A 25966-nucleotide genomic window follows, 5' to 3' on the forward strand; every position below is an offset into this window, starting at 1 on the left:
ACTTCAGCCGCGCCTACGCCAACTGACGGGTGCGCCCGATGCCCGAGGTCCAGCGCCCCTTCCCAGGCCGAATGGTCCGGGAGGGGGCGGCTTCTTTCCGACCTCTCACGCAGAAGACGACCCGTGATAGGACCGGCGGCAGGCCAGCTCCCGTCGGGTGCCGCGCCAGGGTGTACCTGCGGGAAGTGTTGCCGAGCAATGCTGCCGGTGCAGGCCCCATCTGGTAGTTTCGCCGCATGACGGAGATGCGGAACGGGCACGCCCTCGCCCTCTTGGTCGTCGACGTCCAGCCCAGCTTCGACGTGCCGGAAGACGTCGTCGGGATCAGGGCGCTCAGCCGGAAGCTCTACACGGTTCGCCACGGTCGAACGGCACGACGAGGCCGTAACCCCTTTCGTGCGCCAGCTCGGATGGAAGCTCCGAACCGACGACGAAAGCCTCGTTGCGGCCGACGTGACCTTCATAAAATACGGCTACCTGCCCCCGGCATCCCTCATCGACCACCTGAAGTCCCGCGGCGTCGAGCGCGTGCTCGTCTGCGGGATCCAGGCGGAGACCTGCTGCCTTGCCGCAGGCTTCATGCTCTTCGACGCGGGGCTCCACCCCACGCTGCTGACATGGCTCAGCGTCGGCTCGTCGCTGGACCGCACCGGCGCCCTGGGCGCCAGGCTCTGGCGGCACCACTTCGGTAGCCTTCTGCACAGCCAGGCCGAGCCTGACGGTTTCGTCCGAGGTCCGGCCTCAAATCCGCCATGACGGGCCGTGGGTCAACCAACCTCATCGCGCCCAACACATCGGCTCCCACGGCGCGACGTTCCCGACTGGCTGCCGGGAAGAAGGTCGCGTGCAGCCTGGATTGCCGAGAATGGTGCCCCTGGTCGGACTCGAACCAACACGCCCTTTCGGGCAACAGATTTTGAGTCTGCCGCGTCTACCAGTTTCGCCACAGGGGCCCCGTGGGAGCGGGGATCTTATCGGCACGGGCGGCGGGGTCAACGATCTTCGCCGCAGGCGAGAACTGCGAGGCATCACAGCCAGCCAGCGCCGCCGCCCAGGGCTGCATCGCTGCGCCCCCCGGCCCCCTGGCGCCCTTCTGCGCTTCGCGCCATAGTCGCGGGCCATGAGCTTCCATGAACTTCTGGGCTCGCGCCGCGGGCCCGCCCTGGTGCTGATCCTCGCCTCCGCCGGCCTGCTGCTGGGCGCCGTGTTCTTCCAGTACGTGGTGGGGCTCGCGCCCTGCGTGCTGTGCATCTACCAGCGCTGGCCCCACGGCATCGTGCTGGCGCTGGGCCTGCTGGCGCTGCTGGCCGGCGGGCGCGAGCGCAGCCGGGCGCGTGGCGGGCTGCTGGCGCTGTCGGGCGTCGTGCTGCTGCTGGGCGCGGGCATCGCCGTCTTCCATGTCGGCGTCGAGCAGCGCTGGTGGGAGGGGCTGGCCTCCTGCACCGGCGGGACCGGCGCGACCACGGTCGATGCGCTGCGCGCGCAGATCCTGAACGCCCCCGTCGTGCGCTGCGACGACATCGCCTGGTCGCTGTTCGGGATCTCCATGGCGGGGTACAACGCGCTGATCTCCGTCGCGCTGGCCGCCTTCGCCTTCCTGGCCGCCGGCGCGGCCCTGCATCCGCGGAGGACCGCATGAGCCTTCCCGCACACACGCCCCTGCCCCCGCATGCCCGTCCGGGCGGCGGCCCGGATGCCGCTGGTGTTGCCGCTGGCATGAGTGCCTATGCCGGCCTTGGCGCGGATGCCGTCATGCCGCCCCGGCGCGTCCTGCCGGCCGGGCTGCCGGGCGACCCGTCGCCCCGGGCCGAGCTGGAGCGGCTGGTCCGGGTCGACCATGCCGGGGAATACGGCGCCAGACGCATCTACGAGGGACAGATCGCGGTGCTGGGCCGCACCGATGTCGGCCCCATGCTGCGCCACATGCGCGACCAGGAGCTGGAGCATCTGGACTATTTCGAGCGCGCGATCGCCGCGCGCCACGTCCGCCCCACGGCGCTGCAGCCCGTCTGGCACGTGGCGGGCTATGCGCTGGGCGCCGCGACGGCCCTGATGGGCCGGCGGGCCGCCATGGCCTGCACCGTCGCGGTCGAGGAGGTGATCGACGGCCACTATGCCGAGCAGGCCGAGCGGCTGCCGCCCGAGGAGGCGCCGCTGAAGGCTTCGATCGAGCGCTTCCGCGCCGAGGAGCTCGAGCACCGCGACATCGGCATCGCCCACGAGGCCGAGCAGGCCCCGGCCTATGCCCTGCTGAGCGCCGTGATCAAGGCGACCTCACGCGCGGCGATCTGGATCTCGAGCCGGGTCTGAGCACAGCGGCGGGCCCGGCGGGGTCCGCAGGCCCCGTGGAGCCGCCGCGGGCCTCCCGGACGCCTCAGGTCCAGAGCAGCGCCGCCGGCAGCCCCGGCAGGCACAGCACCACGGCGCGCTGGGCGAAGCGGCCGGCGAGATCGCGCGCCCCGCCGGGATCGAGCCCCAGGACCAGCAGCCCCTCCTCCGCCCAGCCGCCGTCGTCGGCCCGCCCGGCATGGGGCAGCGCCGGCAGGCGCAGCGCCGCCACCGCCACCTCCAGGCGCGCATGGGCAGCGCGGTTCTCGGCCTCGGGCCGGAGCCGGCTCATGGGGTTCCAGGCGGTGACGAAGACGCCCGAAAGCGCGCCGCGCGCGGCCAGCAGGGCATCCAGCGCGGGGCTGGCACGGTCGAGTCGCGCCTCGACCGGCGCACCGCCCGGCGGGAAGGCGAGATAGGCCGTCGCCCGGTAGGCGCGCAGAAGGTCCTGGTCCATGGCGGGACCATGGCGCCGGGCTTGTGCCGGGGCAAGCTCCGGGAGACGGGCAAGGACAGGGAAGAAGCCGGGGGGCTGGCCTCAGCCCTGGTCGAGTTCGGTGTCCCAATACAAAAAATCCCGCCAACTCTCGTGGAGGAAGTTTGGCGGGAAGGCTCGGCCGTTCTCTTGCAGATGGTAGGCGCTGGGCTGGAATGGTGGACTCAATGGGATCATGCCGCAGTGGTGCGGAAGCCTGTTGCCCTTCGCGAGGTTGCAGGCCGAGCAGGAGGTGACGACGTTCTCCCAGGTCGTGCGCCCGCCGCGTGAGCGCGGGATCACGTGGTCGAAGGTCAGCTCCTGGGTCGGGAAGGAATGGCCGCAGTATTGGCAGGCGAAGCGGTCGCGCAGGAAGACGTTGAAGCGGGTGAAGGCCGGTCGACGCGTCGCCTGGATGTATTCCTTCAGCGAGATCACGCTGGGCAGCCGGATCTCGAAGTTCGGCGAGCGGACGACGCGGTCGTATTCCGAGATGATGTTGACGCGGTCCAGGAAGACCGCCTTCACGGCTTCCTGCCAGGACCAGAGCGACAGCGGGAAGTAGCTCAGCGGACGGAAATCCGCGTTGAGCACCAAGGCCGGACAGTGATCGGGTGGTGGAGCCAAAGCCCACGCCCTCCTCTGGATGCCTCCAGCGGCCGCAGGCCGAATGCGGTGCGACCGCCCGACTTATCTAGTCCAATCTCCCTATGAACTCAACATCTGGGGGCGAGAGGCGTTCAAAGCTTCATGCTCTTGTAACGCTTTTGCTGCACCTCCGGTCCTTTTGCGGCAGGGCGGCGCCGGACCCCGCCAGTCCATCCGGCCTCATGCCCCGGGCAGGTTCCGGCGCAGGAAGGCCAGTCCCGCCGCGAGGCCCGGCGCGTCCAGCCCGTGGCCGAGGCCGGGGCGCGCCAGCACCTCCACCGGCACGCCGGCCGCGCGCAGCCCCGCCTCGGCCTCCGCCATGGCGTCGAAGGGCACCACCTCGTCGGCCTCGCCATGGACCAGCATCACCGGCGGGCGCGACCGGATGCCGCGGATCCAGTCCGCCCCCGCCAGCAGCCGCCCCGAGAAGCCCAGCACCGCCGCTACGGGCTCGGCCCGGCGCAGCGCCACATGCAGGGCCATCATGGTGCCCTGGGAGAAGCCCACCAGCGCCATCCGCCCGGGCGCCAGGCCCGTCTCGGCCAGCAGGGCGTCCAGCCAGCCGTCCAGCACCGGCGCCGCGATGCCCGCGCCATAGGCCATGCGCTCTGCCGTACGCTGCTGCAGGCTGAACCACTGCCGGCCCCAGGGCGCCATGTCGCAGGTCTCGGGCGCGTCGGGCGCGACGAAGGCCGTATGGGGCAGCGCATCGCCGATCACGTCGGCGATCTCGATCAGGTCCTCGCCGTCGGCGCCGAGCCCGTGCAGCAGAACGACCAGGGCCGTGGGCGCCCCGCCCGCGCGCGGCGCGCGGCGGGGGCCCGCGATGGGGGGAAGCGCAGTCATGGGCGCCAGCAGAGCCGCCGCGCCGCCGGTCCGCAACAGGCTCTTCCGCAACATGCTCTTAAGAAATAGGGCGCCATGCTGGCCCCATGCTGGACCCTGCATGACGTGGAGGACTGGATGGACGCCCCTTCTGGCGAGAGCGTACCGGCCAATTCGGCCGCGGGCGAAGCCCGCGTATTGACGGCAGGCGAAGCCCGCGTATTGACGGCAGGCGAAGCTCGCTCGTCGACCGCGAGCGAAGCCCGCACGCGGGATGCCGCCCCCGGCGGCGTCGTGATCAGCCTGGCGGCGCGCCGGGCCGCGCGGCGGGCCGAGGAGCGTCGCCTGCGCGAGGAGGCCTTCGACCGCGAGCTGCGCCGGCGCATGGACCTGTTCCTGGCGGGCCTGCCGATCCCCTCGACTCCGATCACCGACAATCCCTATCTCTGAGGCGTGATCCGCACCCGCTTCGCTCCCAGCCCCACTGGCCTCCTGCATCTCGGCCACGCCCATTCCGCGCTCTTCGCCTGGCGCTGCGCGCATGCGGCCGAGGGCGCATTCCTGCTGCGCATCGAGGACATCGACCCAGCCCGCTGCCGCCCGGAATTCGACGCCGCCCTGCGCGAGGACCTGGCTTGGCTCGGCCTGTCCTGGCCGGAGCCGGTGCGCCGACAGTCCGAGCATCTCGGCACCTACCGCGGGCATCTCGACCGGCTGGTGGCCGAGGGACTGGCCTATCCCTGCTTCTGCACGCGGCGCGAGATCGCGGACGAGATCGCCCGCGCCGGGCACGCGCCCCACGGGCCCGACGGCCCGCTCTATCCCGGCCTCTGCCGGAACCTGCCGGCCGCGGAGCGGGCGGCGCGGATCGCCGCGGGCGATGCCCATGCCTGGCGCCTGGACGTCGGCCGCGCCATGGCGCGGACGGGGCCGCTGACCTGGCACGACCGCGCCGAGGGCACGCAGCAGGCGCGCCCCGACCTGCTGGGCGATGCGGTGCTGGCGCGCAAGGACGTGCCCACCAGCTACCACCTCAGCGTCGTCGCTGACGACGCGCTCCAGGAGGTGACGCTGGTGACCCGCGGGCGGGACCTCTTCCACGCCACGCACCTGCACCGCCTGCTCCAGGCGCTGCTGGACCTGCCGGTTCCGGAATGGCACCACCACGGGCTGCTCGTGAACGAGCGCGGCGAGCGGCTGGCCAAGCGCGACGGCGCCGCCGCCCTGCGCGCCCTGCGCGAGGCCGGCCGGTCCCCGGCGGAGGTGCGCGCCCTGGCCGGCTTCCCCGACGATAGTCCCTAGAGATCCGCCCTGCGCAGGCCGAGGGCGAGGTCGAGGTATTCCGGGTGCTCGGGCCCCAGGAAGCCGTGCCGGATCATGAAGTCGATCAGCACCAAGTTCACGTTGAACTTGAAGTCGTCGGTCCCGCGCACCGCGCGGGCGACCTCCTCCAGCGGCCAGAGCTCGAAACGCTCGACCTCGCCGTCGGTGTTCCGGGGAGTGAAGCCGTCGGGCAGCTCCAGGTCGTAGACGAACAGCGTGTCGGGCTTCAGCCCGTATCCGTTGTCCATCCGGTAGCTCAGCGCGCCCACGGGCAGCGCGCGCTGCGCGGTCTCGGCATCCAGGCCCGCCTCCTCCCGCGCCTCCTTGACGAGGTTCTCGGCAAGGCTCAGCCCGTAGGGCTGGCCGCCCGCGATCAGGTTGTCGAGCTTGCCCGGCGCCACCAGCCGGTCGGCCGCGCGCCGGCCGATCCAGAGATGCAGCCCGTCCGGGCGCCGGACGAAGCCGTTCACGTGCAGGCCGAAGGAGCGGATGCCGAAATAGGGCACCGCGCCGCGGTCGAGCTTCAGCGCCGGCGCCTCGCCCCAGCGGCCGAGGACCGCATAGTCCTCGTTCCTGGGGTGCAACCTGCCCTGCTCGGCCAAGCGCCGCAGCACTCCGGCCACGGCCGCGCTGCGCAACTCGAAATCGGCAAAGCGGTCCGACAGGACGACGGCCTCGGCCGAGACCGCGAAGACGTCGGGGAAGGCGGCCAGCGTCTCGGCGAAGGCGTGGCGGATCGCGCCCAGGCGCCGTCCCCCCACCATGAAGGGCCGGTAGAGGGACGGGTCGTGGGCGTTGCAGGCCTGGAGATGGCGGAGATAGCTCATGGGCCGGCATTCAAGCGCGGGACGCGGCGCCCGGCAAAGTGATATTCGGACATCCCGGAAGGGCTTACGCCCTCCCGGGATGGATCGGCCCAGGAAGCAGGCCAGGGAGCGGGCTGCGACGGCCGCTATTCGGCCGCCGCCAGGAACCGCTCCGAGGTCAGGACGCAATCCACCGACGGGATGCCGCGCAGGCAGGCCGCGACATAGTCCGATTCCTGCCGGACCATCCCCTGCATCTGGATGTCGATCACCAGCTCCTCGCCGCCCAGCGAGACGCGGCTGTGCCAGGAGCTTGGCACGAGGCCGCGCTTGGCGAACAGCTCCAGCACGCGCGGCATCACGCCGGGATCGCTGGCGGCATGCACCGCGAAGCAGGCGGTGCGGGCGGGATCATGGGGGCGCGCCTCGGCGGCGGGGGCCGCGAGCGCAGGCATGGAGGCGGACATGGACATGGCAGGACCTTCTGGTCGATTCGGTGCGGATGCGCGGAACTTTCCCCGGCCCTCAGAGGAGGACCGGGCCGCTAATTCGCCGAATCGTCGCGAAGGTCGTCGAAACCATGGGACCAGCCTAGGCGAAAGGGACCGCGGACGTCAACGCCGCCCCCTCATGCCCGCCGATGCCGCCCGTCATCCGCCAGCGCGCGCGAGGACCGCGAGCCATGCCGCCGCGACCGCCGCGGCGCCGAGCGCGAAGAAGCCGGCATAGAGCGCCCAAGGCGTGCGCACGGCCTCGCGGCCCCGGCGGCGGGTCGGTTGGCGCCCCCGCCCGGGGACCGGTTCGGGGAGCGACCTGGGGAGCGATCCGGGCAGCGATCCGGGAAGCGGCCCGGAGACCGACCCGGGCGCCTCGGGCGCCAGGTCGGGCACGAGGCCGAGCTTCCGGGGGTCGTAGAGGTCCAGGAGAAGCCAGTCGAACTCGCCGCAGGTCGAGCCCGGCTTGAAGTCGACCTGGATCAGGCGCAGCACGTGGCGCGGACGGGTGCGCACGGTCTCCGCGAAGAGCGCCGTCGCCTCCTCGCGCCGGGGCCGCAGGTCCAGCGTGGTCCAGGTCCGGCCGATGGTGCGCTGGACGGCGTACTGGCGCGGCGCTTCGCTCATGCGCCGAGCATGCAGCGGCAAGCTGGAAGAGAAAAGGCCCGGCCTTGCTGGCGCGTCGAAGGCCCCCGCAGCAGCGGCCTGGCGCTCACCGCGCTGGTCGGCGTCTGGTTCGGCCGCACCGGGCGAGCAGGGTCCTCAGGCCGCGGCGGGCGGCGCGAGGTTGGGGCGCAGATACGCCACAGTGAAGCCCGCGCGCAGGATGTTGGCGTAGGAAGGCGCCGTCTGCCCGGGCTTCGGCACGCTCGTGTCGGTGGTCAGGATCCGCGCCCCCGCCTCCAGCGCATCGGCGATTCGGCGCGCAAGGATGGCGGACTGGGCGCCCTGGCCGCGCCACTCGGGCCGCGTCGCCGCGATGCCGAGCCAGGCGGCGTCGCCGTGTCGATACATGGCGCCGGCCGCCACCGCGGTGCCGCCGGCGCCGCCATCGCGGGCGACATAGGTGGTCCAGCCCTGCCGTCCGACCAGCGCCACGAGCCAGGGGCGGAAGAGGTCGGGAACGTCGTAGCCCGCGACCACCGCGTCGGCGAAATCCCCGGCCCGGTCGGGTCCGACCGCTTCGATCCCGAACGACGTCGCGGCGACCGGAGGCGGCGCCACCCCCCGCACGAACTTGGCCCAGGGCGGGGCCGCGATGCGCCAGCCGGCGGCCGCGAGGTCGGGGAGGCCCGAGAACGGCGCCGGCTGGACCCACCAGTCGGGCTGGCCGGCGTCGCGGAAGAAGCGAGCGACCTCGTCCAGCACCTCCGGACCGGCGGGGCCGTCGAGCCCCAGGCCGACGCACCGGTTGAAGAGCCCGACGGGTGCGGCGCGCAGGCAGATCTGCAGCCCTCCGCCCAGCTCCGCGCTGGCGAGGCCCAGGGCCGCGGCGGTTTCCGGCGGGACGGCTTCGTACTGGTCCCGCCAGGCTGCGACCTCGATCTCCTCGATGATGCGGTCCCTCTCCGGCATGATCCCGACCTTTACGATGTAAGGTCACGACACGTTGAGCTTTACGCTGTAAGGTGTCAAGGATGGAACCAACGAGTGACGACGCGCGCCGGCCGCGTCTGACGCGTGAGCGGATCGCCGAGGAAGCCCTACGCCTGATCGACCAGGACGGGCTTGAGGGCCTGTCGACGCGCAGGCTCGGCGCCCGGCTGGGCGTCGAGGCGATGGCGCTCTACCATCATTTCCCGGCCAAGGGCGCGCTGCTCGACGCCGTGGTCGAGCGGCTGATCGCCGAGATCCCGATGCCCAATTGCCCGCGCGACGGCGAGGGTTGGAGCCCCTGGCTGCGACAGGTCGCAGGCGAATACCGTGCGCTCGCGCTCCGGCACCCCGAGGCCTTCGTCCTGCTCGCGGGCCGACGCTTCAACGCCAGGGCGAGCTTCGCCTTCCTGGAGGCGAACGCCCAGGTCCTGCTCGGCGCCGGGTTCTCGGCACGCCAGGCCGCCTGGATCTTCCGGGCGGTCGGCGGCTTCGTGAACGGTGCCGGGCTGGCCCTGGCCGCGACGCTCCGTCAGGCGCGGGAGACCGAAGGGGCGCTGATCGCGGATCCCGCGGCGAGGATGCCCGAATTCCCCGGCGTGGCGGCGCTCGCACCGCACCTCGCGATCGGGGCGCTGGACGAGGCCTTCGACTTCGGGCTCGACCTGCTGCTGGCGGGGATCGCGCGCCTGCCGCGCGGGCACGGCGGACGAAGGCACGTCCCGCCCGGCCGCAGGCGCCGCGAGACGCGAAAGGCCCCGGCCTTGCGGCCGGGGCCCTGATTGCCGCGGTCGGGACGTGCCCGCGCCTCAGCTCTTCTTGCGGTTCGCGGCGAGGGCGCCGGCCGACAGGTTGAACTGGTCGTAGGTGAACTCGGCCACCCGGAACCAGAGCTGCTGCTCGTCCAGGAAGGGCTTCCAGCTGTCGTAGACCTTCTTGAACTTCGGGTTCGTCTTCGAGAGCTCGGCATAGAGCTCGAAGGTGTGCTTGTAGGCGGCCTCCATCACGTCGCGCGGATAGGGGCGGAGCTGCGTGCCGGCGGCCACCAGCCGCTTCAGCGCGGTCGGGTTTTGCACGTCGTACTTGGCCTGGGTGACGCCGTTGGCCTCGGCACAGGCGGCCTCGAAGATCGCCTGATAGGTCTTGGGCAGCTTGTCCCATTCCTGCTGGTTCACGTACATCGTGAGCTGCGGGCCGCCCTCCCACCAGCCGGGGTAGTAGTAGAATTTGGCGACCTTGTAGAAGCCGAGCTTCTCGTCGTCGTAGGGGCCCACCCACTCGGCCGCGTCGATCGTGCCCTTCTCCAGCGAGGGATAGATGTCGCCGCCCGCGATCTGCTGCGGAACCGCGCCCATCCTGGCCATCACCTGGCCGGCGATGCCGGCGATGCGCATCTTCACGCCCGACAGGTCGGCGACCGACTTGATCTCCTTGCGGAACCAGCCGCCCATCTGCGTCCCCGTGTTGCCGGCGGGGAAGTGGATGACATTGTAGTCCTTGATGAACTCGCGGAACACCTGCATGCCGCCGCCCTCGTACATCCAGGCGTTCTGCTGGCGCGCGTTCAGACCGAAGGGCACGGCGGTGTCGAAGGCGAAGGTCGGGTCCTTGCCGACATAATAGTAGGAGCAGGTGTGCCCGCACTGGACGGTGCCGTTCTGCACGGCATCCAGCACCTGTAGGCCGGGGACGATCTCGCCCGCGGCATAGGGCCGGATCTGGAACTTGCCGTCGGTCGCGGCGGCCACGCGCTTGGCGACGAGATCCGCGGCGCCGTAGATCGTATCGAGGCTCTTGGGGAAGCTCGAGGCCAGGCGCCACTGGATCTCGGGCGTGCTCTGCGCGATCGCGGGGGCCGCGACGGTGCCGGCGCCCGCGGTCGCGATGGCGCCGACACCGGCGGTCTTCAGAAACTTACGTCTTTCCAAGTCTTGAGCCTCCTCTGTGTTGTGACCGCGGGGCGCGTGGGTTGAAGTCCGCGCCTCTTCGCGTGGCGGGATGCGCCAGGCGCATCCCTGCACTGCAATCCCATAACCAGGGTCGACGAATCCATAAGCTAAAGTATGTTCGATAGTCGAGCCATTTCCGCGACGCATCATCCGCATCAGGCGCGACAGGTGGACGCGCCGCAGGGTCGACCACGCCCGGTCCCATCCGGGGGCTGTTCCGCGCCGCCGCAACGTCCCATATTGCGCCGTCATGAACGGATTTTTCGCCCTACTCGGCGGGCTCGCGATGCTGGGCGTCGTGGTCAGCCTCTTCATCGGCATCTTCGGCATGGCCCGGGGCGGCGACTTCAACGCCCGCAACGGCAACCGGATGATGCGCTGGCGCGTCATGCTCCAGGGGCTGGCCCTGCTGCTGCTGGCGCTCGCCATGATGCTGGGCTCGAAGAGCTGAGATGGTCCGGCTCACGCGCATCTACACCCGCGGCGGCGACAGGGGCGAGACGTCCCTGGGCGACGGTACACGGGTGCCCAAGCACGATCTGCGCGTCGAGGCCTACGGCACCGTCGACGAGGCCAACGCGGTGATCGGCATCGCCCGGCTGCATGCCGATCCCGAGGCGGACGCCATGCTGGCGCGCATCCAGAACGACCTGTTCGATCTCGGCGCCGATCTGTGCACGCCCGAACGCGACAATTTGGCCTACGAGCCGCTGCGGATGACCGAGGCGCAGGTGGACCGCCTGGAGCGCGAGATCGACGCCATGAACGCCGAGCTCGCGCCGCTGGACTCCTTCGTCCTGCCCGGCGGCAGCGCGGCCGCGGCCCACCTGCACCTGGCCCGCACGGTGGTGCGCCGCGCCGAGCGCCTGACGACGGAGCTCGCCCTGCGCGAGCCCGTCGGCGCGCCGGCGGTGAAGTACCTGAACCGGCTGTCCGACCACCTGTTCGTGGCGAGCCGGTGGATCAACGGCAGGGGTGCCGGCGACGTGCTCTGGGTACCCGGCGCGAACCGCTGATTCCCGCCGGCCGGCTGGTCGGATGCCGCCGGATGCCTGGATTGACAAGGATTGGCGCCGAACCCTATCGTTCGCCACACCCCGCGGCCGGGCTTTGCCGAGGATGCGCCAAGTTGCCGGGGCGCTCCCGCCTGTATGGGACCCGGCCAAGCTAGAACAAGGATGACGATGAAGGTCCTGGTCCCTGTGAAGCGGGTGGTCGACTACAACGTGAAGATCCGCGTCAAGGCGGACGGTTCGGGTGTGGAGACCGCCAACGTCAAGATGTCCATGAATCCCTTCGACGAGATCGCCGTCGAGGAGGCCGTGCGTCTGAAGGAGGCCGGCACGGCGACCGAGGTCGTGGCCGTCAGCCTCGGCCCGCAGGGCTGCCAGGAGACGCTGCGCACGGCGCTCGCCATGGGCGCGGACCGTGCCGTCCACGTGCTCACGGACGAGGAGCTCCAGCCCCTCGCGGTCGCCAAGGCACTGAAGGTGATCGTCGGGCGCGAGAGCCCGCAGCTCGTGATCCTGGGCAAGCAGGCCATCGACGACGACGCCAACCAGACGGGCCAGATGCTGGCCGCGCTGCTGGGCTGGCCGCAGGGGACCTTCGCCTCCAAGCTGCAGCCCGGCGGCGACAAGGTCTCGGTGACCCGCGAGGTCGACGGCGGCCTCGAGACGCTGGAGATCGCACTGCCGGCGGTGGTCACGACCGACCTCCGCCTGAACGAGCCGCGCTACGCCTCGCTGCCGAACATCATGAAGGCCAAGAAGAAGCCTATCGACCAGCTCGCCCCGGGCGATCTCGGCGTCGACCTGGCGCCCCGGCTGAAGACGCTGAAGGTGGCTGAGCCGCCCAAGCGCAAGGCCGGCGTCAAGGTGCCGGACGTCGCGACCCTGGTCGACAAGCTCAAGAACGAAGCGCGGGTGATCTGATCATGGCCATCCTTGTCCTCGGCGAGACCGCCGGAAGCGAGCTCAAGTCCGCGACGCTGAACGCCGTCACCGCCGCCGCCCGGATCGGCGGCGAGATCCACCTGCTGCTGGCCGGTGCCCAGTGCGGCCCCGCGGCCGAGGCGGCCGGCAAGGTCGCCGGCATCTCCAAGGTGCTGGTGGCCGAGGCCGCCCATCTCGACCACGGGCTCGCCGAGAACCTGGCCCCGCTGGTGGTCGAGCGTGTGCGCGCCGGCGGCTATTCCCACGTGCTGGCGGCCGCCACCAGCTTCGGCAAGAACGTCGCCCCGCGCATCGCCGCCCTGCTGGACGTCGGCCAGGTCTCGGAGATCACGGCCGTCGTCTCGCCCGACACGTTCGAGCGACCGATCTATGCCGGCAACGCCATCGCGACCGTGCAGTCCCAGGACGCCGTAAAGGTCGTCACGGTGCGCGGCACCGCCTTCGAGGCGGCCGCGGCCACCGGCGGCTCGGCCACGGTCGAGAGCATCCCCGCCGGCGCCGATGCCGGCCAGTCGCGCTTCCTCGGCGAGGAGCTCAGCAAGTCCGAGCGGCCGGAGCTGACCGCGGCGCGCGTCGTCGTCTCCGGCGGCCGCGGCATGGGCTCCGGCGAGAACTTCGCGATCCTGAACGCCCTGGCCGACAGGCTGGGAGCGGCCGTCGGCGCCTCGCGCGCCGCGGTGGACGCCGGCTACGTCCCCAACGACTACCAGGTCGGGCAGACCGGCAAGGTGGTGGCGCCCGAGCTCTACATCGCGGTCGGCATCTCGGGCGCGATCCAGCACCTTGCGGGCATGAAGGACAGCAAGGTCATCGTCGCCATCAACAAGGACGAAGAAGCGCCCATCTTCCAGGTCGCCGACTACGGCCTCGTCGCCGACCTCTTCAAGGCCGTGCCCGAGCTTACGGAAACGCTGAACAAGGTGCGTTGAGCGGGTCTCAACGTTTCACCTTCGCAAGGATCGTTAGATGATCGAGAAGATAGGCGTGATCGGCGCCGGGCAGATGGGCAGCGGCATAGCCCATGTCTGCGCCATGGCGGGATTCCAGGTGATGCTGACGGACATCGACGCGCAGGCGCTCGACCGGGCCGTCGGCAACATCTCGAGGAACATCGACCGCGCGATCGCCAAGGGCAAGGCCACCGAAGCCGAGAAGAGCGCGGCGCTGGGACGCATCGGGACGGGAACCGACCTGTCGGCCCACGGCCAGTGCGACCTGGTGATCGAGGCGGCGACCGAGAACGAGGAGATCAAGCGCCAGATCTTCAAATCGCTGGTGCCGCACCTGAAGCCCGAGGCGCTGGTCGCGACGAACACCTCGTCGATCTCGATCACGCGCCTGGCGGCCTGCACGGACCGGCCGTCCAAGTTCATCGGCATGCACTTCATGAACCCGGTGCCGGTGATGCAGCTCGTCGAGCTGATCCGCGGCATCGCCACCGACGAGCCGACCTTCACGGCGGTGCGCGAGGTGACCGTGAAGCTCGGCAAGACCACGGCGGTGGCCGAGGACTTCCCGGCCTTCATCGTGAACCGGATCCTGCTGCCCATGATCAACGAGGCCGTCTACACTCTCTACGAGGGCGTGGGCTCGGTCGAGGCGATCGACACGGCGATGAAGCTGGGCGCCAACCATCCCATGGGCCCGCTGGAGCTCGCCGACTTCATCGGGCTCGACACCTGCCTTGCGATCATGCACGTGCTTTACGAGGGGCTGGCGGACAGCAAGTACAGGCCCTGCCCGCTGCTGGTGAAGTATGTCGAGGCCGGCTGGGTCGGCAAGAAATGCGGCCGCGGCTTCTACGACTATTCGAAGACGCCTCCCGTCCCGACCCGCTGAGACCGGCGATCCGCCGCACGCAGGAGCCCGTCCGCCCGCGCGGACGGGCTCCTGGCGTTTCAGGCGCCCTGCGCTGGACGGCAGCGCCGCCCACCCATTCGTGGTAGTCTCGGGGACATGTCCGATGTCCCGAACCTGCGCGCAGAGGAAAGGAACGGTCCCGCAGGGCTGCCGCTGGTGCTCCTGCATCCGCTGCCCGAGCCGGCGGTGCGGGCAGGTCCGCTGCGCCGCCTGGCCCTGCCGGGCGCGCTGGTGGCGCTCAGCCTCTCGGCCCTCCTCGTCCTCCGCCTCGGCATCCTCGATCTCGGCAGCCGCCAGCCTCTGGCGACGGGCGGCGCCATGGGCGTGTTGCTGGTCTCGGGGCTGCTGCTGATGCACGGCGCGATCCGGCTCGAAGCGCCGCCCGCGATGCCGGATGCCCAATCCGGGCCCCTGCCGCCCATGGAGCCCGGGCGGATGCTCTCCGCGCCGGCGGCCCAGGGCCCGGACGAGGCGGCGCTCCTGCCGGTGCTGCGGCTGATGGCGGCGAACCTCGACCGGCTGCGCGCCGTCGGCGCCCCGGTCGCCCGGCGCCCCATCCGCCTGGCCTGCCGGCTCTACGCCGCCGGGGCGTCCGATGCGCGCGCCGCGGCGCTGGGCCTCGAGGCCCGCGCCGTGCTCGATGCCTGCATGGCCCTGCTGGGGGAGGACGCGGCCGAGGCGCGGCGCTTCGCCTCGGTGCTGGACGGGTTCCTGGTCTCGCCGGCTCATCTGGACCTCTACCGTGCCGGGCAGGCCGACCTCGCGAGCGGCGCCACGCCCGGCGATGCCTTCGTCGGCGCGCTGACCCGCTGGGCCGACGCCTGGGAGGCGGAGCCGGCCGGCGAGGCGGACGGATGGGCCGTCGTGGTGGCCATCGCGCCTCTGGAGCCGCGCCACCTGCCAGCGGTCGAGGCGGTGATGCGCGCCTTTGGCGGAGAGCCCTGCAGCCGGCCGGGACACCACCTGGCCGCGGCCTTCCCGTCCGCGGAGGCGGCGATCCACGCTGCCCGGGCGCTGTCCGAAGCGGCCGGCGCCGCGGCGGATCCCCGGCACGGATGCCCCGGGGTCGGAGTCGCGCTCGCCCGCATCCCACGTCCCGGTGCCGACGAACCCGCAGGCGACCCTGGATCCGGAGTCGCCGCGGCCCTGGCGCTGGCCGCCGACGCCGGTCCCGGCGAGATCGCGCTGTCGCCGGCGCTGCGGACGGGCGCGGATGTTGGGGCAGCCGGCCCCCGCCTGCCGGCGAACGCGGCGCCGGAATATTGAACGCGGCGGAGTGGGGGGCGCTCAGCCGCTGGTGCGCACGGCCCCACCGGCACCGCCCTCGCCACGTCCCATGTAGTGCTCGATCAGGCGGAAGGCGGAGGGGGAGTCCCAGGGGACCGCGCCCTCAGCCTTGCCGACCAGACGGCCCTGGCGGTCGATCAGGAAGGTCGTGGGCAGGCCCCGGGCCGCCAGGGCGGCGGTGGAGGCGGCGCGCGGGTCCAGATAGAGCGCGAGGTTCTCGAGCGACAGGCCGCGCAGGAAGGGCTCCACCTTGTCGCGGCCCCCGCGGTCCAGGGACAGGGCGACGACCGCGAAGTCCGGGCCGCCCAGCTTTGCCTGCAGGCGGTCCAGGGCGGGCATCTCCTCCACGCAGGGCGCGCACCAGGTGGCCCACAGGTTCAGCAGCACCACCCGCCCGCCGAAGTCGCCGAGGCTGACCGGCCGGCCGTCGCCATCGGTGAAGGCGAGCTGCGGCGCCGGGGTCGGCGGGTCGATGGCCGACCATTTCGGCAGGTCCGTTGCCGGCGCGCCGCCGCGCGCGGCCGACCACCAGACCCCGCCCGCGGCCAGGGCCACGAGCATTGCGGCGGCAAGGATTTTCCGCATACTGACGTGCCTTCCCATGGCTTCGGCCACAACCCTCCCCATCTGCGATCCATGACCGCCGACGACCCGAAAAGCAAGCCGTCCGACAGCGCGCCCAAGGCCGCGAACCAGCTCTGGGGCGGCCGCTTCGCGCGCGGCCCCGCCGCCATCATGGAGCGCATCAACGCCTCGATCGGCTTCGACAAGCGCCTCTACGCCCAGGACATCGAGGGCTCCAAGGCCCATGCCGCCATGCTGGCCGAGCAGGGGATCATCGGGCGCGAGGATGCCGCCGCCATCCGGGCGGGCCTGGACCGCGTCAGGGAGGAGATCGAGGCGGGAGCCTTTTCCTTCAAGACCGAGCTCGAGGACATCCACATGAACGTGGAAGCCCGGCTGGCCGAGCTGATCGGCGAGCCGGCGGGCCGGCTGCACACGGCCCGGTCGCGAAACGACCAGGTCGCGACCGACTTCCGCCTCTGGGTGCGCGACGCCATGGACCGCATGGACCAGGGCCTGCGGGACCTTCAGGCGGCGCTGATCGAGAAGGCCGAGGCGCACGCTGCGACGGTGATGCCGGGCTTCACCCACCTACAGACGGCGCAGCCCGTGACCTTCGGGCATCACCTGCTGGCCTATGTGGAGATGTTCGGGCGCGACCGCGGGCGCTTCCGCGATGCCCGGGCGCGGCTGAACGAAAGCCCGCTGGGCTCGGCGGCGCTGGCCGGCACCTCCTTCCCCATCGACCGCCATGCCACGGCCCGCGCGCTCGGCTTCGACCGCCCCATGGCGAATTCGCTGGACGGCGTGTCGGACCGCGACTTCGCGCTGGAATACTTGGCCGCCGCCTCCATCGCCGCGGTGCACCTCTCCCGCCTGGCCGAGGAGATCGTGGTCTGGTGCTCGCACGGGTTCCGCTTCGTGCGGCTCAGCGACGCCTTCACGACCGGCTCCTCCATCATGCCGCAGAAGAAGAATCCCGACGCCGCCGAGCTGGTGCGCGCCAAGACCGGCCGCGTGATCGGGGCGCTGAACGGCCTGCTCGTCACCATGAAGGGCCTGCCGCTGGCCTATTCCAAGGACATGCAGGAGGACAAGGAACCGGTCTTCGAGACCGACGACACGCTGGCGCTGTGCGTCGCCGCCATGGCCGGCATGGTGCGCGACATGGAACCGCAGCCGGACTCCATGCGCACCGCGACCGAGCGCGGCTTCATCACCGCGACCGACCTCGCCGACTGGCTCGTCCGGGTGCTCGGCATGCCGTTCCGGCAGGCGCACCACATCACCGGCCGGATCGTGAAGGCGGCCGAAGAGCGCGGGGTCGGCCTGGACCGGCTGGACCTCGCCGCCATGCAGGCGGTGGAGCCACGGATCACCGAGGCGGTCTACGACGTGCTGAGCGTCGACGCCTCGGTCGCCAGCCGGACCAGCCACGGCGGGACCGCGCCCGAGGCTGTTCGGAAGGCGGCGGGCGCCGCGCGGGAGCGGTTCCTGTGAACCGGCGCCTGCTTCTCCTGGCGCTGCTGCCCGCCGCGCTGGCGGCCTGCGGCAAGCGACCGGGCGCGCTGCGCGCGCCCGAGGGCAGCGATCCCGTCCGCTTCCCGGCGCCCTATCCCAACCCGAAATATGACAGGCCGCAGCCGCCCGAGGCGCCCCAGGCCCGGAACACCCCGGCGCCGACCGCACAGGCCCCGAACACCCAGGCCTCCCCGGCCGCGAACTCCCAGGCTCCCATACGATGAACGCCTTCACCTACCGCGGCGGCGTCCTGCACGCCGAAGCGGTCCCACTGCCCCGGATCGCCGAGAGCGTCGGGACCCCCTTCTACTGCTACTCGACGGCCGCGCTGGACGCGGCATGGCATGCCTTCGCCGATGCCTTCGCGGGGTCGGACGTCACGATCTGCTATGCGGTGAAGGCCAACTCGAACCTTGCCGTGATCCGCACGCTGGCGCAGCGGGGCGCTGGGGCCGACGTGGTGTCGGTCGGCGAGATGCGCCGGGCGCTGGCCGCCGGCATCCCGCCCGAGCGCATCGTCTTCTCCGGTGTCGGCAAGACCGCCGCGGAGATGGCGGAGGCGGTCGAGGCCGGGATCTACCAGATCAACGTCGAGAGCCTGCCCGAGCTGCGGGCCCTGTCGGCCGTCGCGGCCGGGCTCGGCCGGCGGGCGCCCGTCGCGGTGCGCGTGAACCCCGACGTCGATGCCCGCACCCACGCCAAGATCTCGACCGGCCGCAAGGAGAACAAGTTCGGGATCGACATCGACCTGGCCCGCGCGGTCTATGCCGAGGCCGCGGCGCTACCGGGAATCCGGCCGGTGTCGGTCGCGGTCCATATCGGCAGCCAGCTCATGGAGCTCGAGCCCTTCCGCATGGCCTTCGAGCGGGTGGCCGAGCTGGTCCGCGTCCTGCGCGAGGACGGGCACGACATCCGGCGCATGGATCTCGGCGGGGGGCTCGGCATCCGCTACCGTGACGAGGCGCCGCCGTCCCACGGCGAGTACGCCCGCATCGTGCGCGAGGTCGCGGGCGCCCTGGGCTGCCACGTCACGCTGGAGCCCGGCCGCGCGCTCGTCGGGAATGCCGGGATCCTGGTCTCCAGCGTCATCTACCGCAAGGAAGGGGTAGGCCGTAACTTCCTGATCCTTGATGCGGCCATGAACGACCTGATGCGCCCCTCGCTTTACGATGCCTGGCACACTATTGTTCCTGTCAAGGAACCCGGTCCCGGATCGGCGGTGCAACCCATCGACGTGGTGGGACCGGTCTGCGAGAGCACCGACACCTTCGCGGTCCAGCGGCCCCTGCCGCCGGTCGCGGAGGGCGAGCTGGTGGCGTTCCTGTCGGCGGGCGCCTACGGCGCCGTGATGGCGTCGACCTACAACACCCGCCCTCTGATCCCCGAGGTGCTGGTGAACGGATCGGACTTCGCCGTCGTCCGGCGGCGTCCGACCATCGAGGAGATCTTGGCGGCGGAGGCCATCCCCGCCTGGCTCTAGGGCGGATCGCGATCCGGCTGGACGCTGGATCGTATCAATCCGCGGTGACTTTCGGGGACCGGGGGAGCGGTATTCCGACCGACGGCCTTCGTTTGGTCATGAAGACCCGCTCTGAATGGATCCCGCAGGGTCGGGTCCGCGGCCCGGCGGCGCCGCCCGCACCGTGGACCCGCCTCCCATGGGGCCGACAGGAGGCGGAAGCATGCCCGAGATCCGGGAGCGCGGAGCGGAACGGCAGGACGATGCGGCGCCCGGCGCGGCGCTGGTGCCGCGGCGACGGCTGAGGCTGGCCCAGGCCGCCCTGTTCTGGGAAGGCTTCTGGCCTGCACTCTGGCCTGCGGCCGCCATCGCCGGACTGTTCCTGGCGCTCGCGCTATTCGGCGTGCTGCCCGTGCTGCCGGCCTGGCTTCACGCGGCCCTGCTGGCGCTCTTTGCGCTCGCCTTCCTGGGCGCGCTCGCGCGCGCTGCGCGGCATGCCCGCCGCCCGGGCGAGGGTGCGGCGCTGCGCCGGCTGGAGCGCGACAGCGATCTCGCCCACCGGCCGCTCTCGGGCCTGCGGGACCGGCTGGCCGGGGGCGCCGGCGATCCCGCCACGGCCGCCCTGTGGCGCCTGCACCAGGAGCGGCTGGCCGCCCAGGCCCGCCGGCTGCGTCTGCGCCTGCCCCACCCGAACCTGGCCGCGCGCGATCCCTGGGCTCTGCGCGCCGCCGTGCTGCTGATCCTGGTCGTCGCGGGCGCAGGCACCTGGGGCGACTGGCGCCCCCGCCTGGCGGCGGCCGTCCTGCCCGAGTTCGGCGGAGGCGCCCGCGCGACGGCGGCTCTCGACATCTGGCTGACCCCGCCGGAATACACCGGCCTGCCGCCGATCTTCCTGAAGACGCAGCCGCCTGGCGAGCCCGCCATGACGGTGATGGTCCCCGTGGGCAGCGCCGTGCTGGCGCGCGTGAACGGCGGCAGCCGCACCCCGACGCTGAACGTCGACGGCCGGGAGCAGCCCTTCGACACGGTCGAGCCGACGAGCTGGCAGGTCGCCGGCACGGTCTCCGCGGGCAATCGGATCGCCGTGCAGCAGGGCAGCGACACGCTCGGCGCCTGGCCGATCGAGATCATCCCCGACCGGGCGCCCACGGTCCGCCTGACCGAGCCGCCCTCCCCCACCGAGCGGGGCGCGCTGAAGCTCGCCTATTCCGTGCTCGACGACTACGGCATCGCCGCGGTGTCGGGCCAGCTGCGCCTGCACGGCGAGCAGGCCGCGGCCGCGACGGCCGCGCCGCTGGAGCTGAAGCTTCCCGCCCCGCCTGCCCGCGGCAAGGAGGGCCGGAGCACGAGCTTCCAGGATCTGGCGGCCCATCCCTGGGCCGGGTTGCCCGTGACCCTGACGCTGACGGCCACGGACGGGCTCGGCCAGACCGGGACCGCCGACGAGGTGACCTTCGTCCTGCCAGAGCGGCGCTTCAACCATCCCATCGCGCGGCTGATCATCGAGGAGCGCCGCAGGCTGACCCTCCAGCCCGAGGCCGAGCGCGAGGAGATCGCGCGCAACCTCGCGATCATCGGCGCGCGTCCCGACCGCTACGGCGAGGACGCGGTGGTCTATCTCGGCCTGCGCCTGGCCGCGAACCGGCTCGTCCTCGAACGCTCGCCCGAGGCGACCCAGGCCGTTCAGCAGCTGCTGTGGGACCTCGCCAACCGCATCGAGGACGGTGGCATGAACGTCGCCGAGCGCTCGCTGCGCGATGCTCAGCAGGCGCTGGCCGAGGCGCTGGAGCGCGGCGCCAGCGACGAGGAGCTGAACCGCCTGATGGACGAGCTCCAGCGTGCCATGGACGAGTTCATGGCGGCGCTCGAGGAGCAGATGCGCGAGGCCATGGAGCGCGGCGAGCCGATGATGGAGATCCCGCCGGGCATGATGTCGCAGATGGTCGACCGCCAGGACCTGCAGCGGATGATGGACCAGATGCGCAATATGGCCGAGACCGGTGCCCGCGACGCCGCCCGGCAGATGCTGAGCCAGCTCCAGCAGATGATGGAGAACCTGCGCGCCGGCATGATGGGCCAGATGTCGCCCCAGCAGAGCCAGCAGGCCCAGGCCATGAACCAGCTCCAGGATCTGCTGCGGCGCCAGCAGGAGCTGCTGGACCAGAGCTTCCAGCAGTCCCAGCAGGGGCAGCAGGGCATGGAGGGCCAGGAAGGGCAGCAGGGACAGCAAGGCATGCAGGGACGCCAGCCCAACCGGCAGCAGGGCCAGCGCGGCCAGCAACAGGGACAGCGGGGCCAGCAGGGGCAGCGAGGCCAGCAGGGCCAGCAGGGTCAGGGCGGCGGCCAGATGAGCTCGGCCGAGCAGGAGGCGCTACGCCGCCAGCTCGGCGAGCTGATGCGCCAGCTCGGCGAGATGGGCGGCGAGATCCCGCGGCCCCTCGGCCGGGCGGAGCGGGCCATGCGCGACGCCGCCCAGGCCCTCGAGCAGGGGCAGCCCGGCGATGCCGTCGGCCCGCAGACCCAGGCGGTGGACGAGCTGCAGCAGGGTCTGCAGTCGATGATGGATCAGATGGCGCAGCAGATGATGGGCATGCCCATGCCTGGTCAGGGCCAGGACATGATGGGGCAGCCCGGCCGCCAGCAGTTCCGCCGCGCCAACCGCGACCCGCTGGGCCGCATGCGCGACAACCAGGGCTTCGGCCAGGACACCAACTCGGTCCGCATCCCGGACGAGGGCGACCTGCAGCGGGCGCGCGAGATCCTGGACGAGCTTCGCCGGCGCGCCGGCGAGGGCGCGCGGCCGAAGCTCGAGCGCGACTACATCGACCGGCTGCTGCGGCAGTTCTGACGGCGGTCAGGCTGGCGGGGAATCGATCCGGCGCCCCCCTTCGGGGGCTGCCGGTCAGCGCATGTCGTCGGCCTGCGCATCGGGCGCCAGCGCTGCCCTGACCATGGCGTTGTAGAGCTCGACGATCTCGCGCGGCGTCAGCCGCACCAGGCGCGATGCCGCCTCGATCATCGCCATGGTGGGCTTGATCGGGACGGAGACCGTGTTGGGATGCGCCGCAGAAGGGGCGGCGTCATGCGCCTTGGACGACACTGCGGCCCCGCTGCATAACTAAATAGCAGCCCCATATTGAACCCCTTTGCGGTAGGGTCAACTCGAAATTGCGTATAGGACTGTGGCTCGTCGCGCTAGCCCTCGGCGCGCCGGCCCAGCGCGGCCAGCGTCTCGCGCGTCAGGTCGTTCAGGCTGAAGGGCTTCTCCAGCACGCCATGGATCAGCGCTTCCAGGTTCATGGCGCGCCTGCGCTCCTCGGCATAGCCCGTGATCAGCAGCACCTTGAGGTCGGGCTGGTCCTTGGTGGCGATCAGGGCCAGCGAGATCCCATCGATCACGGGCATCACGATGTCTGTCACCAGCAGGTCGTAGCGTTCCTCGCCCAGCGCCTCCAGCGCGCGCTGGCCATCGGGAACCTCGGTGACCCGGAATCCGGCCCTGGTCAGGGCCCGCGCGACGAAGGCGCGCATGGCTTCCTCGTCATCCGCCACCAGCGCCCGGAAGGGCTCCCGCTCGCCACCGCTCTGTGCCACGCCCCGCATCCCCGCTGCACCGCGATGGGCAAGCCTAAGGCCAGGACCTTGCCGGACGCCAGCGCCGCGAGCCCTCAGGGAGGGAACGGCCCGCGGACCGTCAGCGGGGGCGGAAGCTGATCGCGATTTCGGAGATCGCCTCGTCCGGGTTCCGGAGGACGGACTCGAAGGTCGCGATCTCGCCTGGATAGAGCTCTGTGCGCGAGGGCTGGATCTCCCAGCTCTGCAGCACGCGCCGCCCGGGCCCGAAGGCGGTTCCCTGAAGGCCGGGCACCGGCCGCTCGCGCTCGGAGACATTGGCGATCTGCCCGGTGATCACCAGGACGGTCGCGCCGTTCTCGAGCCGCCGTTCGGACTGCACGCCACGCAGCTCGAGGCCGCTGCCCAGCGTCTCCATCGACAGGCCCGCCGCCTCGTAGAGCGGCGTCACCGCGGGCCACAGGGCGGCCACCTGCTCGCGCCCGACGACCAGCCCGAGCCCGAGGCCGCCCACCACCAGCGCGAGGACGGCCCACCAGGTGGCGTTGGACGATTTCCTGCGCCGGGCATGGCCCGGCCGGGCAGGCAGGTTCGAGCCCGGCGGGATCGGCCGGACCGCGGCGGGCGGCGGCTCCAGCTCCTCGCGGGGGAAGGCTGGAGGCTCGACCGGCGGGCGCTGCATCCAGCTGTGCGCGCAACGCGCGCAGCGCACCGTCCGCCCCTCACTGCCGAGCGAGGCGGGGTCCACCAGATAGCGCGTCGAGCAGGCGGGGCAGGTGACGATCATCGGGGATGATATTGCGATACCGCGGTCACCCTGCCTTATAGGAACTAAAGAGGTATTAAGCAATGACGGCACGGCTGCACAAATAACGGGCGGCCGCGGCATGGACTGCTTTCGGAGGCCATGGCATCCTCCGGCCGCCCGTGGCCCGAAGGCTGCGGCCCATAGGCTGCGGCGAGCGTCAGCGAGGTGCGGTGATCCGTTTCGAGAATGTCGGGATGCGCTACGGGTCGGGACCCGAGGTGCTGCGCGACGTCAGCTTTTCGCTCCCGCCCGGAAGCTTTCATTTCCTCACCGGGGCCAGCGGCGCCGGCAAGTCCTCGCTGCTGCGCCTGATGTATCTGGCGCAGAGGCCGACCCGCGGCCTCGTCACCCTGTTCGGGCGGGATGTCGCGACGCTGCCGCGCCACGAACTCCCCGCGCTGCGCCGGCGCATCGGCGTGATCTTCCAGAACTTCCGCCTTCTCGACCACCTGTCGGCGCTGGACAACGTCGCCCTGCCGCTGCGCGTCGCAGGCGCCCGGGAGGCCGAGCTGCGCGAGCACGTGGCCGAGCTGCTGCGCTGGGTCGGCCTCGGCGATCACCTGGACGGACTGCCGGCCACGCTCTCGGGCGGGCAGCAGCAGCGCGTCGCCATCGCCCGTGCGGTGATCACGCGCCCGTCCCTGCTGCTGGCGGACGAGCCGACGGGCAATGTCGACGATCGTACCGGCCGGCGCCTGCTCCACCTGTTCGAGGAGCTGAACAAGCTCGGCACCACGGTGGTGATCGCCACGCACAACGAGGCGCTGCTGGATCGCTTCCGCCACCCGCGCCTGGTGCTGGAGGATGGCCGGCTGAGCGGGGCGTCCCCGTGAGGCGGCGGGCTGCTCGCTACGACCTGCCTCTGGAGCGCGACGAGGCCGGGCGATTCCTGCCCTGGATCGTCGCGCTGATGGCCTATCTCGCGATCCTGGCGCTGGCCGGCGCGGCCGCCGTGCATGGGCTGGCGCAGCGCTGGGACAGCGGGCTGTCGGGCTCTCTCACGGTGCAGGTCGCGCCGGCTGCAGGCCGCGGCCCCGCCTCGCTGCAGGCCCGGCTCGACGCGGCGCTTGGCGTCCTGCGCGAGACCCCCGGGGTTGCCGCCGCCGAGCCGCTGGACGCCCAGGCGGTGGGCGGCCTGCTCTCGCCCTGGCTGGGCGGCGACGGCAACCTGCTGCGCGAGCTGCCGCTGCCGGGGTTGATCGACGTGACGCTGGCCCCCGGCGCCGCGGTGGACATTCCGTCCCTGCGCACCCGCTTGGCCGAGGCGGCGCCCGGCGCCAGCGTGGACGACCATCAGGCCTGGCTCGGCGAGGCGCTGCGCTTGGCACGGACGATCGAGGCCATTGCGCTGGCCGTGGTCGTGCTGGTCGGCGCGGCCCTGGCCCTGGCCGTGGTCTTCGTGGCCCGGGCGGGCCTCGCGATCCATGCGCAGGTGGTTGAGCTGCTGCACTTGGTGGGCGCTACGGACGGCTACGTGGCCGGGCAGTTCCAGCGCCATGTCCTGCGCCTCGCGGGACGCGGCGCGCTGGTCGGCGGCGCCGCGGCCGCGCTGACCCTGGCGGCGTTCGGCTTGGCCGCGGGGGACAGCGTGCCGGCCGCACCGGCGGGCGCCTGGGCGGCGCTGGTCCTCGTGCCCCTGGCCGCCGCCGCGCTCGCGGCGCTGACCGCCCGCCTGACGGTCCTGCGGGCGCTGGGCCGCCTGCCATGACGGGGAGTGCGGCCTTTCCGACGGCGCTGCGCCGCTGGGCCGGAGCCACCGCCGCGGCACTGGCCATCCTGGCGACGGCCTGGGGAATGGGAATGCTGTGGTTCGTCGCCTCCCTCCCGCGCGAGGCGCCGCAGCCCCACGAGGCGACGGACGCGATCGTCGTCCTGACCGGCGGAAGCGAGCGGCTGGCGGCCGGCGTCGACCTGCTTGCGCGCGGGCTGGGCCGCCGCCTCTTCGTGTCCGGGGTGCATCGCGGCGTCGAGCTCGACGATCTGCTGAAGGCGGCAGCCCTGCCCGAGGACTCGACCGAGTGCTGCATCGTGCTCGGCCACGCCGCGGGCGACACCATCGGCAATGCCGAGGAGACGGCCGCATGGATGCGGCGCGAGGGCCTTGGCTCCCTGCGGCTGGTCACCGCCAACTACCACATGCGGCGCAGCATGCTCGAGTTCCGCCGCGCCCTGCCCGAGGCGCACATCGTCCCCCACCCGATCGCGCCCGCGTCGGTGCGGCTGGACGAATGGTGGCGGCGGCCGGGAACGCTGCGCCTGCTGGCGGCTGAATATACCAAGTTCCTGGCCAGCGCCTGCCGGGCGACGCTTCTCCTGGACTTCCACTCGCTGCAGGATCTCAGGCGCTCCGCGTCCCTGTCCGTCGAGGCCGTCGGACATCGTTCCTGACGCCGACGGAGCCCCGCTGCCCGGAGGGCAGCCCGAACGTTCGGATGTCTGGATAAGATCACAGCTTTTCGAACTATCGGCCTGGGTACTTCCGCAACGCCCGCATTTTC

At 71.8% G+C, this 25966-nt stretch carries 31 protein-coding genes and 1 tRNA gene; 19 read left to right on the forward strand and 13 right to left on the reverse strand.

The window, feature by feature from the left end:
• Positions 1 to 396: 396 nt before the first annotated feature.
• The gene (locus tag JUB13_RS13795) at positions 397 to 756 is read left to right on the forward strand and encodes a cysteine hydrolase family protein (protein ID WP_207479857.1); all 360 of its coding nucleotides are present in this window, start codon (positions 397 to 399) and stop codon (positions 754 to 756) included.
• A gap of 110 nt (positions 757 to 866) precedes the next feature.
• Here the strand turns inward: JUB13_RS13795 and JUB13_RS13800 are convergent.
• Positions 867 to 953, reverse strand: a tRNA-Leu gene (locus tag JUB13_RS13800).
• 167 nt (positions 954 to 1120) lie between these two features.
• Here JUB13_RS13800 and JUB13_RS13805 point away from each other — a divergent pair.
• Positions 1121 to 1639 carry a disulfide bond formation protein B gene (locus JUB13_RS13805; protein ID WP_207479859.1) on the forward strand — a complete coding sequence of 173 codons (519 nt, stop codon included), beginning with the start codon at positions 1121 to 1123 and terminating at the stop codon, positions 1637 to 1639.
• 113 nt (positions 1640 to 1752) lie between these two features.
• Complete coding sequence (locus JUB13_RS13810) at positions 1753 to 2310, forward strand: demethoxyubiquinone hydroxylase family protein (protein WP_207480494.1); 558 nt, start codon at positions 1753 to 1755, stop codon at positions 2308 to 2310.
• Positions 2311 to 2374: 64 nt separating this feature from the next.
• Here JUB13_RS13810 and JUB13_RS13815 read toward each other — a convergent pair whose 3' ends face one another.
• The 3 genes from JUB13_RS13815 to JUB13_RS13825 all read right to left on the reverse strand — a co-directional run bounded on the left by JUB13_RS13815 (position 2375) and on the right by JUB13_RS13825 (position 4333).
• Positions 2375 to 2785 carry a DUF3293 domain-containing protein gene (locus JUB13_RS13815; protein WP_207479861.1) on the reverse strand — a complete coding sequence of 137 codons (411 nt, stop codon included), beginning with the start codon at positions 2783 to 2785 and terminating at the stop codon, positions 2375 to 2377.
• Positions 2786 to 2866: 81 nt separating this feature from the next.
• The gene (locus JUB13_RS13820) at positions 2867 to 3430 is read right to left on the reverse strand and encodes an HNH endonuclease (protein ID WP_207479863.1); all 564 of its coding nucleotides are present in this window, start codon (positions 3428 to 3430) and stop codon (positions 2867 to 2869) included.
• Between the two features lie 201 nt (positions 3431 to 3631).
• Positions 3632 to 4333, reverse strand: a complete 702-nt coding sequence (locus tag JUB13_RS13825) for an alpha/beta hydrolase (protein ID WP_236024943.1) — start codon at positions 4331 to 4333, stop codon at positions 3632 to 3634.
• A gap of 81 nt (positions 4334 to 4414) precedes the next feature.
• On the opposite strand from JUB13_RS13825, the gene JUB13_RS13830 reads away from it, so the two are divergent.
• Entirely contained in the window at positions 4415 to 4726 is a 312-nt protein-coding gene (locus JUB13_RS13830; RefSeq protein ID WP_207480556.1) for a hypothetical protein, read from the forward strand.
• Positions 4727 to 4729: 3 nt separating this feature from the next.
• Complete coding sequence (gene gluQRS, locus JUB13_RS13835) at positions 4730 to 5578, forward strand: tRNA glutamyl-Q(34) synthetase GluQRS (protein ID WP_207479865.1); 849 nt, start codon at positions 4730 to 4732, stop codon at positions 5576 to 5578.
• On the opposite strand, the gene JUB13_RS13840 is transcribed toward gluQRS, so the two are convergent.
• The 4 genes from JUB13_RS13840 to JUB13_RS13855 form a co-directional block, all read right to left on the reverse strand.
• Positions 5575 to 6426, reverse strand: a complete 852-nt coding sequence (locus JUB13_RS13840; RefSeq protein ID WP_207479867.1) for a DUF4743 domain-containing protein — start codon at positions 6424 to 6426, stop codon at positions 5575 to 5577. The genes gluQRS and JUB13_RS13840 overlap by 4 nt on opposite strands.
• Before the next feature lie 125 nt (positions 6427 to 6551).
• Positions 6552 to 6878 (reverse strand): hypothetical protein, encoded by a 327-nt coding sequence (locus JUB13_RS13845; RefSeq protein WP_236024944.1) that lies wholly within the window; start codon positions 6876 to 6878, stop codon positions 6552 to 6554.
• A 177-nt stretch (positions 6879 to 7055) separates the two neighbouring features.
• On the reverse strand, positions 7056 to 7526 hold the full coding sequence (locus tag JUB13_RS13850) for a hypothetical protein (protein ID WP_207479869.1): 471 nt from the start codon (positions 7524 to 7526) through the stop codon (positions 7056 to 7058).
• A 135-nt stretch (positions 7527 to 7661) separates the two neighbouring features.
• Complete coding sequence (locus tag JUB13_RS13855; protein WP_207479871.1) at positions 7662 to 8474, reverse strand: GNAT family N-acetyltransferase; 813 nt, start codon at positions 8472 to 8474, stop codon at positions 7662 to 7664.
• A gap of 62 nt (positions 8475 to 8536) precedes the next feature.
• Here JUB13_RS13855 and JUB13_RS13860 point away from each other — a divergent pair, with 62 nt between their 5' ends.
• Positions 8537 to 9274 (forward strand): TetR/AcrR family transcriptional regulator C-terminal domain-containing protein, encoded by a 738-nt coding sequence (locus JUB13_RS13860; protein ID WP_207479873.1) that lies wholly within the window; start codon positions 8537 to 8539, stop codon positions 9272 to 9274.
• 27 nt (positions 9275 to 9301) lie between these two features.
• Here the strand turns inward: JUB13_RS13860 and JUB13_RS13865 are convergent, their stop codons facing one another.
• The gene (locus tag JUB13_RS13865; RefSeq protein ID WP_207479875.1) at positions 9302 to 10420 is read right to left on the reverse strand and encodes a TRAP transporter substrate-binding protein; all 1119 of its coding nucleotides are present in this window, start codon (positions 10418 to 10420) and stop codon (positions 9302 to 9304) included.
• Positions 10421 to 10691: 271 nt separating this feature from the next.
• Here JUB13_RS13865 and JUB13_RS13870 point away from each other — a divergent pair, with 271 nt between their 5' ends.
• The 6 genes from JUB13_RS13870 (at position 10692) to JUB13_RS13895 (ending at position 15522) form a co-directional block, all read left to right on the forward strand.
• Entirely contained in the window at positions 10692 to 10892 is a 201-nt protein-coding gene (locus tag JUB13_RS13870) for a twin transmembrane helix small protein (protein WP_207479877.1), read from the forward strand.
• A 1-nt stretch (position 10893) separates the two neighbouring features.
• Complete coding sequence (locus tag JUB13_RS13875) at positions 10894 to 11457, forward strand: cob(I)yrinic acid a,c-diamide adenosyltransferase (protein WP_207479879.1); 564 nt, start codon at positions 10894 to 10896, stop codon at positions 11455 to 11457.
• A 168-nt stretch (positions 11458 to 11625) separates the two neighbouring features.
• Positions 11626 to 12375 carry an electron transfer flavoprotein subunit beta/FixA family protein gene (locus JUB13_RS13880; RefSeq protein WP_207480499.1) on the forward strand — a complete coding sequence of 250 codons (750 nt, stop codon included), beginning with the start codon at positions 11626 to 11628 and terminating at the stop codon, positions 12373 to 12375.
• Positions 12376 to 12377: 2 nt separating this feature from the next.
• On the forward strand, positions 12378 to 13325 hold the full coding sequence (locus JUB13_RS13885) for an electron transfer flavoprotein subunit alpha/FixB family protein (RefSeq protein WP_207479881.1): 948 nt from the start codon (positions 12378 to 12380) through the stop codon (positions 13323 to 13325).
• A 37-nt stretch (positions 13326 to 13362) separates the two neighbouring features.
• Positions 13363 to 14235: a 3-hydroxybutyryl-CoA dehydrogenase gene (locus tag JUB13_RS13890; RefSeq protein ID WP_207479883.1), complete on the forward strand. Its 873-nt coding sequence runs from the start codon at positions 13363 to 13365 to the stop codon at positions 14233 to 14235.
• A 117-nt stretch (positions 14236 to 14352) separates the two neighbouring features.
• The gene (locus JUB13_RS13895; protein ID WP_207479884.1) at positions 14353 to 15522 is read left to right on the forward strand and encodes a hypothetical protein; all 1170 of its coding nucleotides are present in this window, start codon (positions 14353 to 14355) and stop codon (positions 15520 to 15522) included.
• Positions 15523 to 15543: 21 nt separating this feature from the next.
• On the opposite strand, the gene JUB13_RS13900 is transcribed toward JUB13_RS13895, so the two are convergent.
• Positions 15544 to 16128, reverse strand: a complete 585-nt coding sequence (locus JUB13_RS13900; RefSeq protein WP_236024945.1) for a TlpA family protein disulfide reductase — start codon at positions 16126 to 16128, stop codon at positions 15544 to 15546.
• A 51-nt stretch (positions 16129 to 16179) separates the two neighbouring features.
• Here JUB13_RS13900 and argH point away from each other — a divergent pair, with 51 nt between their 5' ends.
• From argH to JUB13_RS13920, 4 genes are all read left to right on the forward strand, one after another.
• The gene (gene argH / locus JUB13_RS13905; protein WP_207479888.1) at positions 16180 to 17607 is read left to right on the forward strand and encodes an argininosuccinate lyase; all 1428 of its coding nucleotides are present in this window, start codon (positions 16180 to 16182) and stop codon (positions 17605 to 17607) included.
• The gene (locus JUB13_RS13910) at positions 17604 to 17852 is read left to right on the forward strand and encodes a hypothetical protein (RefSeq protein WP_207479890.1); all 249 of its coding nucleotides are present in this window, start codon (positions 17604 to 17606) and stop codon (positions 17850 to 17852) included. The genes argH and JUB13_RS13910 overlap by 4 nt, the downstream gene beginning before the upstream one ends.
• The gene (gene lysA, locus JUB13_RS13915) at positions 17849 to 19108 is read left to right on the forward strand and encodes a diaminopimelate decarboxylase (protein ID WP_207479892.1); all 1260 of its coding nucleotides are present in this window, start codon (positions 17849 to 17851) and stop codon (positions 19106 to 19108) included. Before JUB13_RS13910 ends, lysA begins: the two co-directional genes overlap by 4 nt.
• A 202-nt stretch (positions 19109 to 19310) precedes the next feature.
• The gene (locus JUB13_RS13920; protein ID WP_207479894.1) at positions 19311 to 21935 is read left to right on the forward strand and encodes a TIGR02302 family protein; all 2625 of its coding nucleotides are present in this window, start codon (positions 19311 to 19313) and stop codon (positions 21933 to 21935) included.
• Positions 21936 to 21989: 54 nt separating this feature from the next.
• Here JUB13_RS13920 and JUB13_RS13925 read toward each other — a convergent pair whose 3' ends face one another.
• From JUB13_RS13925 to JUB13_RS13935, 3 genes are all read right to left on the reverse strand, one after another.
• A complete protein-coding gene (locus JUB13_RS13925) occupies positions 21990 to 22187 on the reverse strand; it encodes a hypothetical protein (RefSeq protein WP_207479896.1) in 198 nt (65 codons plus the stop codon).
• Between the two features lie 95 nt (positions 22188 to 22282).
• Complete coding sequence (locus JUB13_RS13930) at positions 22283 to 22681, reverse strand: response regulator (RefSeq protein WP_207479898.1); 399 nt, start codon at positions 22679 to 22681, stop codon at positions 22283 to 22285.
• Positions 22682 to 22781: 100 nt separating this feature from the next.
• Entirely contained in the window at positions 22782 to 23447 is a 666-nt protein-coding gene (locus tag JUB13_RS13935) for a DUF3426 domain-containing protein (protein ID WP_207480501.1), read from the reverse strand.
• Between the two features lie 191 nt (positions 23448 to 23638).
• On the opposite strand from JUB13_RS13935, the gene ftsE reads away from it, so the two are divergent.
• From ftsE to JUB13_RS13950, 3 genes are read left to right on the forward strand one after another with little or no spacing between them, the layout of a single operon-like run.
• Entirely contained in the window at positions 23639 to 24301 is a 663-nt protein-coding gene (gene ftsE, locus JUB13_RS13940) for a cell division ATP-binding protein FtsE (protein WP_207479900.1), read from the forward strand.
• Positions 24298 to 25176, forward strand: coding sequence for a cell division protein FtsX (locus tag JUB13_RS13945; protein WP_207479902.1), 879 nt, complete (start codon positions 24298 to 24300; stop codon positions 25174 to 25176). Before ftsE ends, JUB13_RS13945 begins: the two co-directional genes overlap by 4 nt.
• The gene (locus JUB13_RS13950) at positions 25173 to 25856 is read left to right on the forward strand and encodes a YdcF family protein (RefSeq protein ID WP_207479904.1); all 684 of its coding nucleotides are present in this window, start codon (positions 25173 to 25175) and stop codon (positions 25854 to 25856) included. Before JUB13_RS13945 ends, JUB13_RS13950 begins: the two co-directional genes overlap by 4 nt.
• Positions 25857 to 25966 lie beyond the last annotated feature (110 nt).

Origin of the sequence: Arenibaculum pallidiluteum (assembly GCF_017355985.1) — a bacterium.
Lineage (GTDB): Bacteria > Pseudomonadota > Alphaproteobacteria > Azospirillales > Azospirillaceae > Arenibaculum > Arenibaculum pallidiluteum.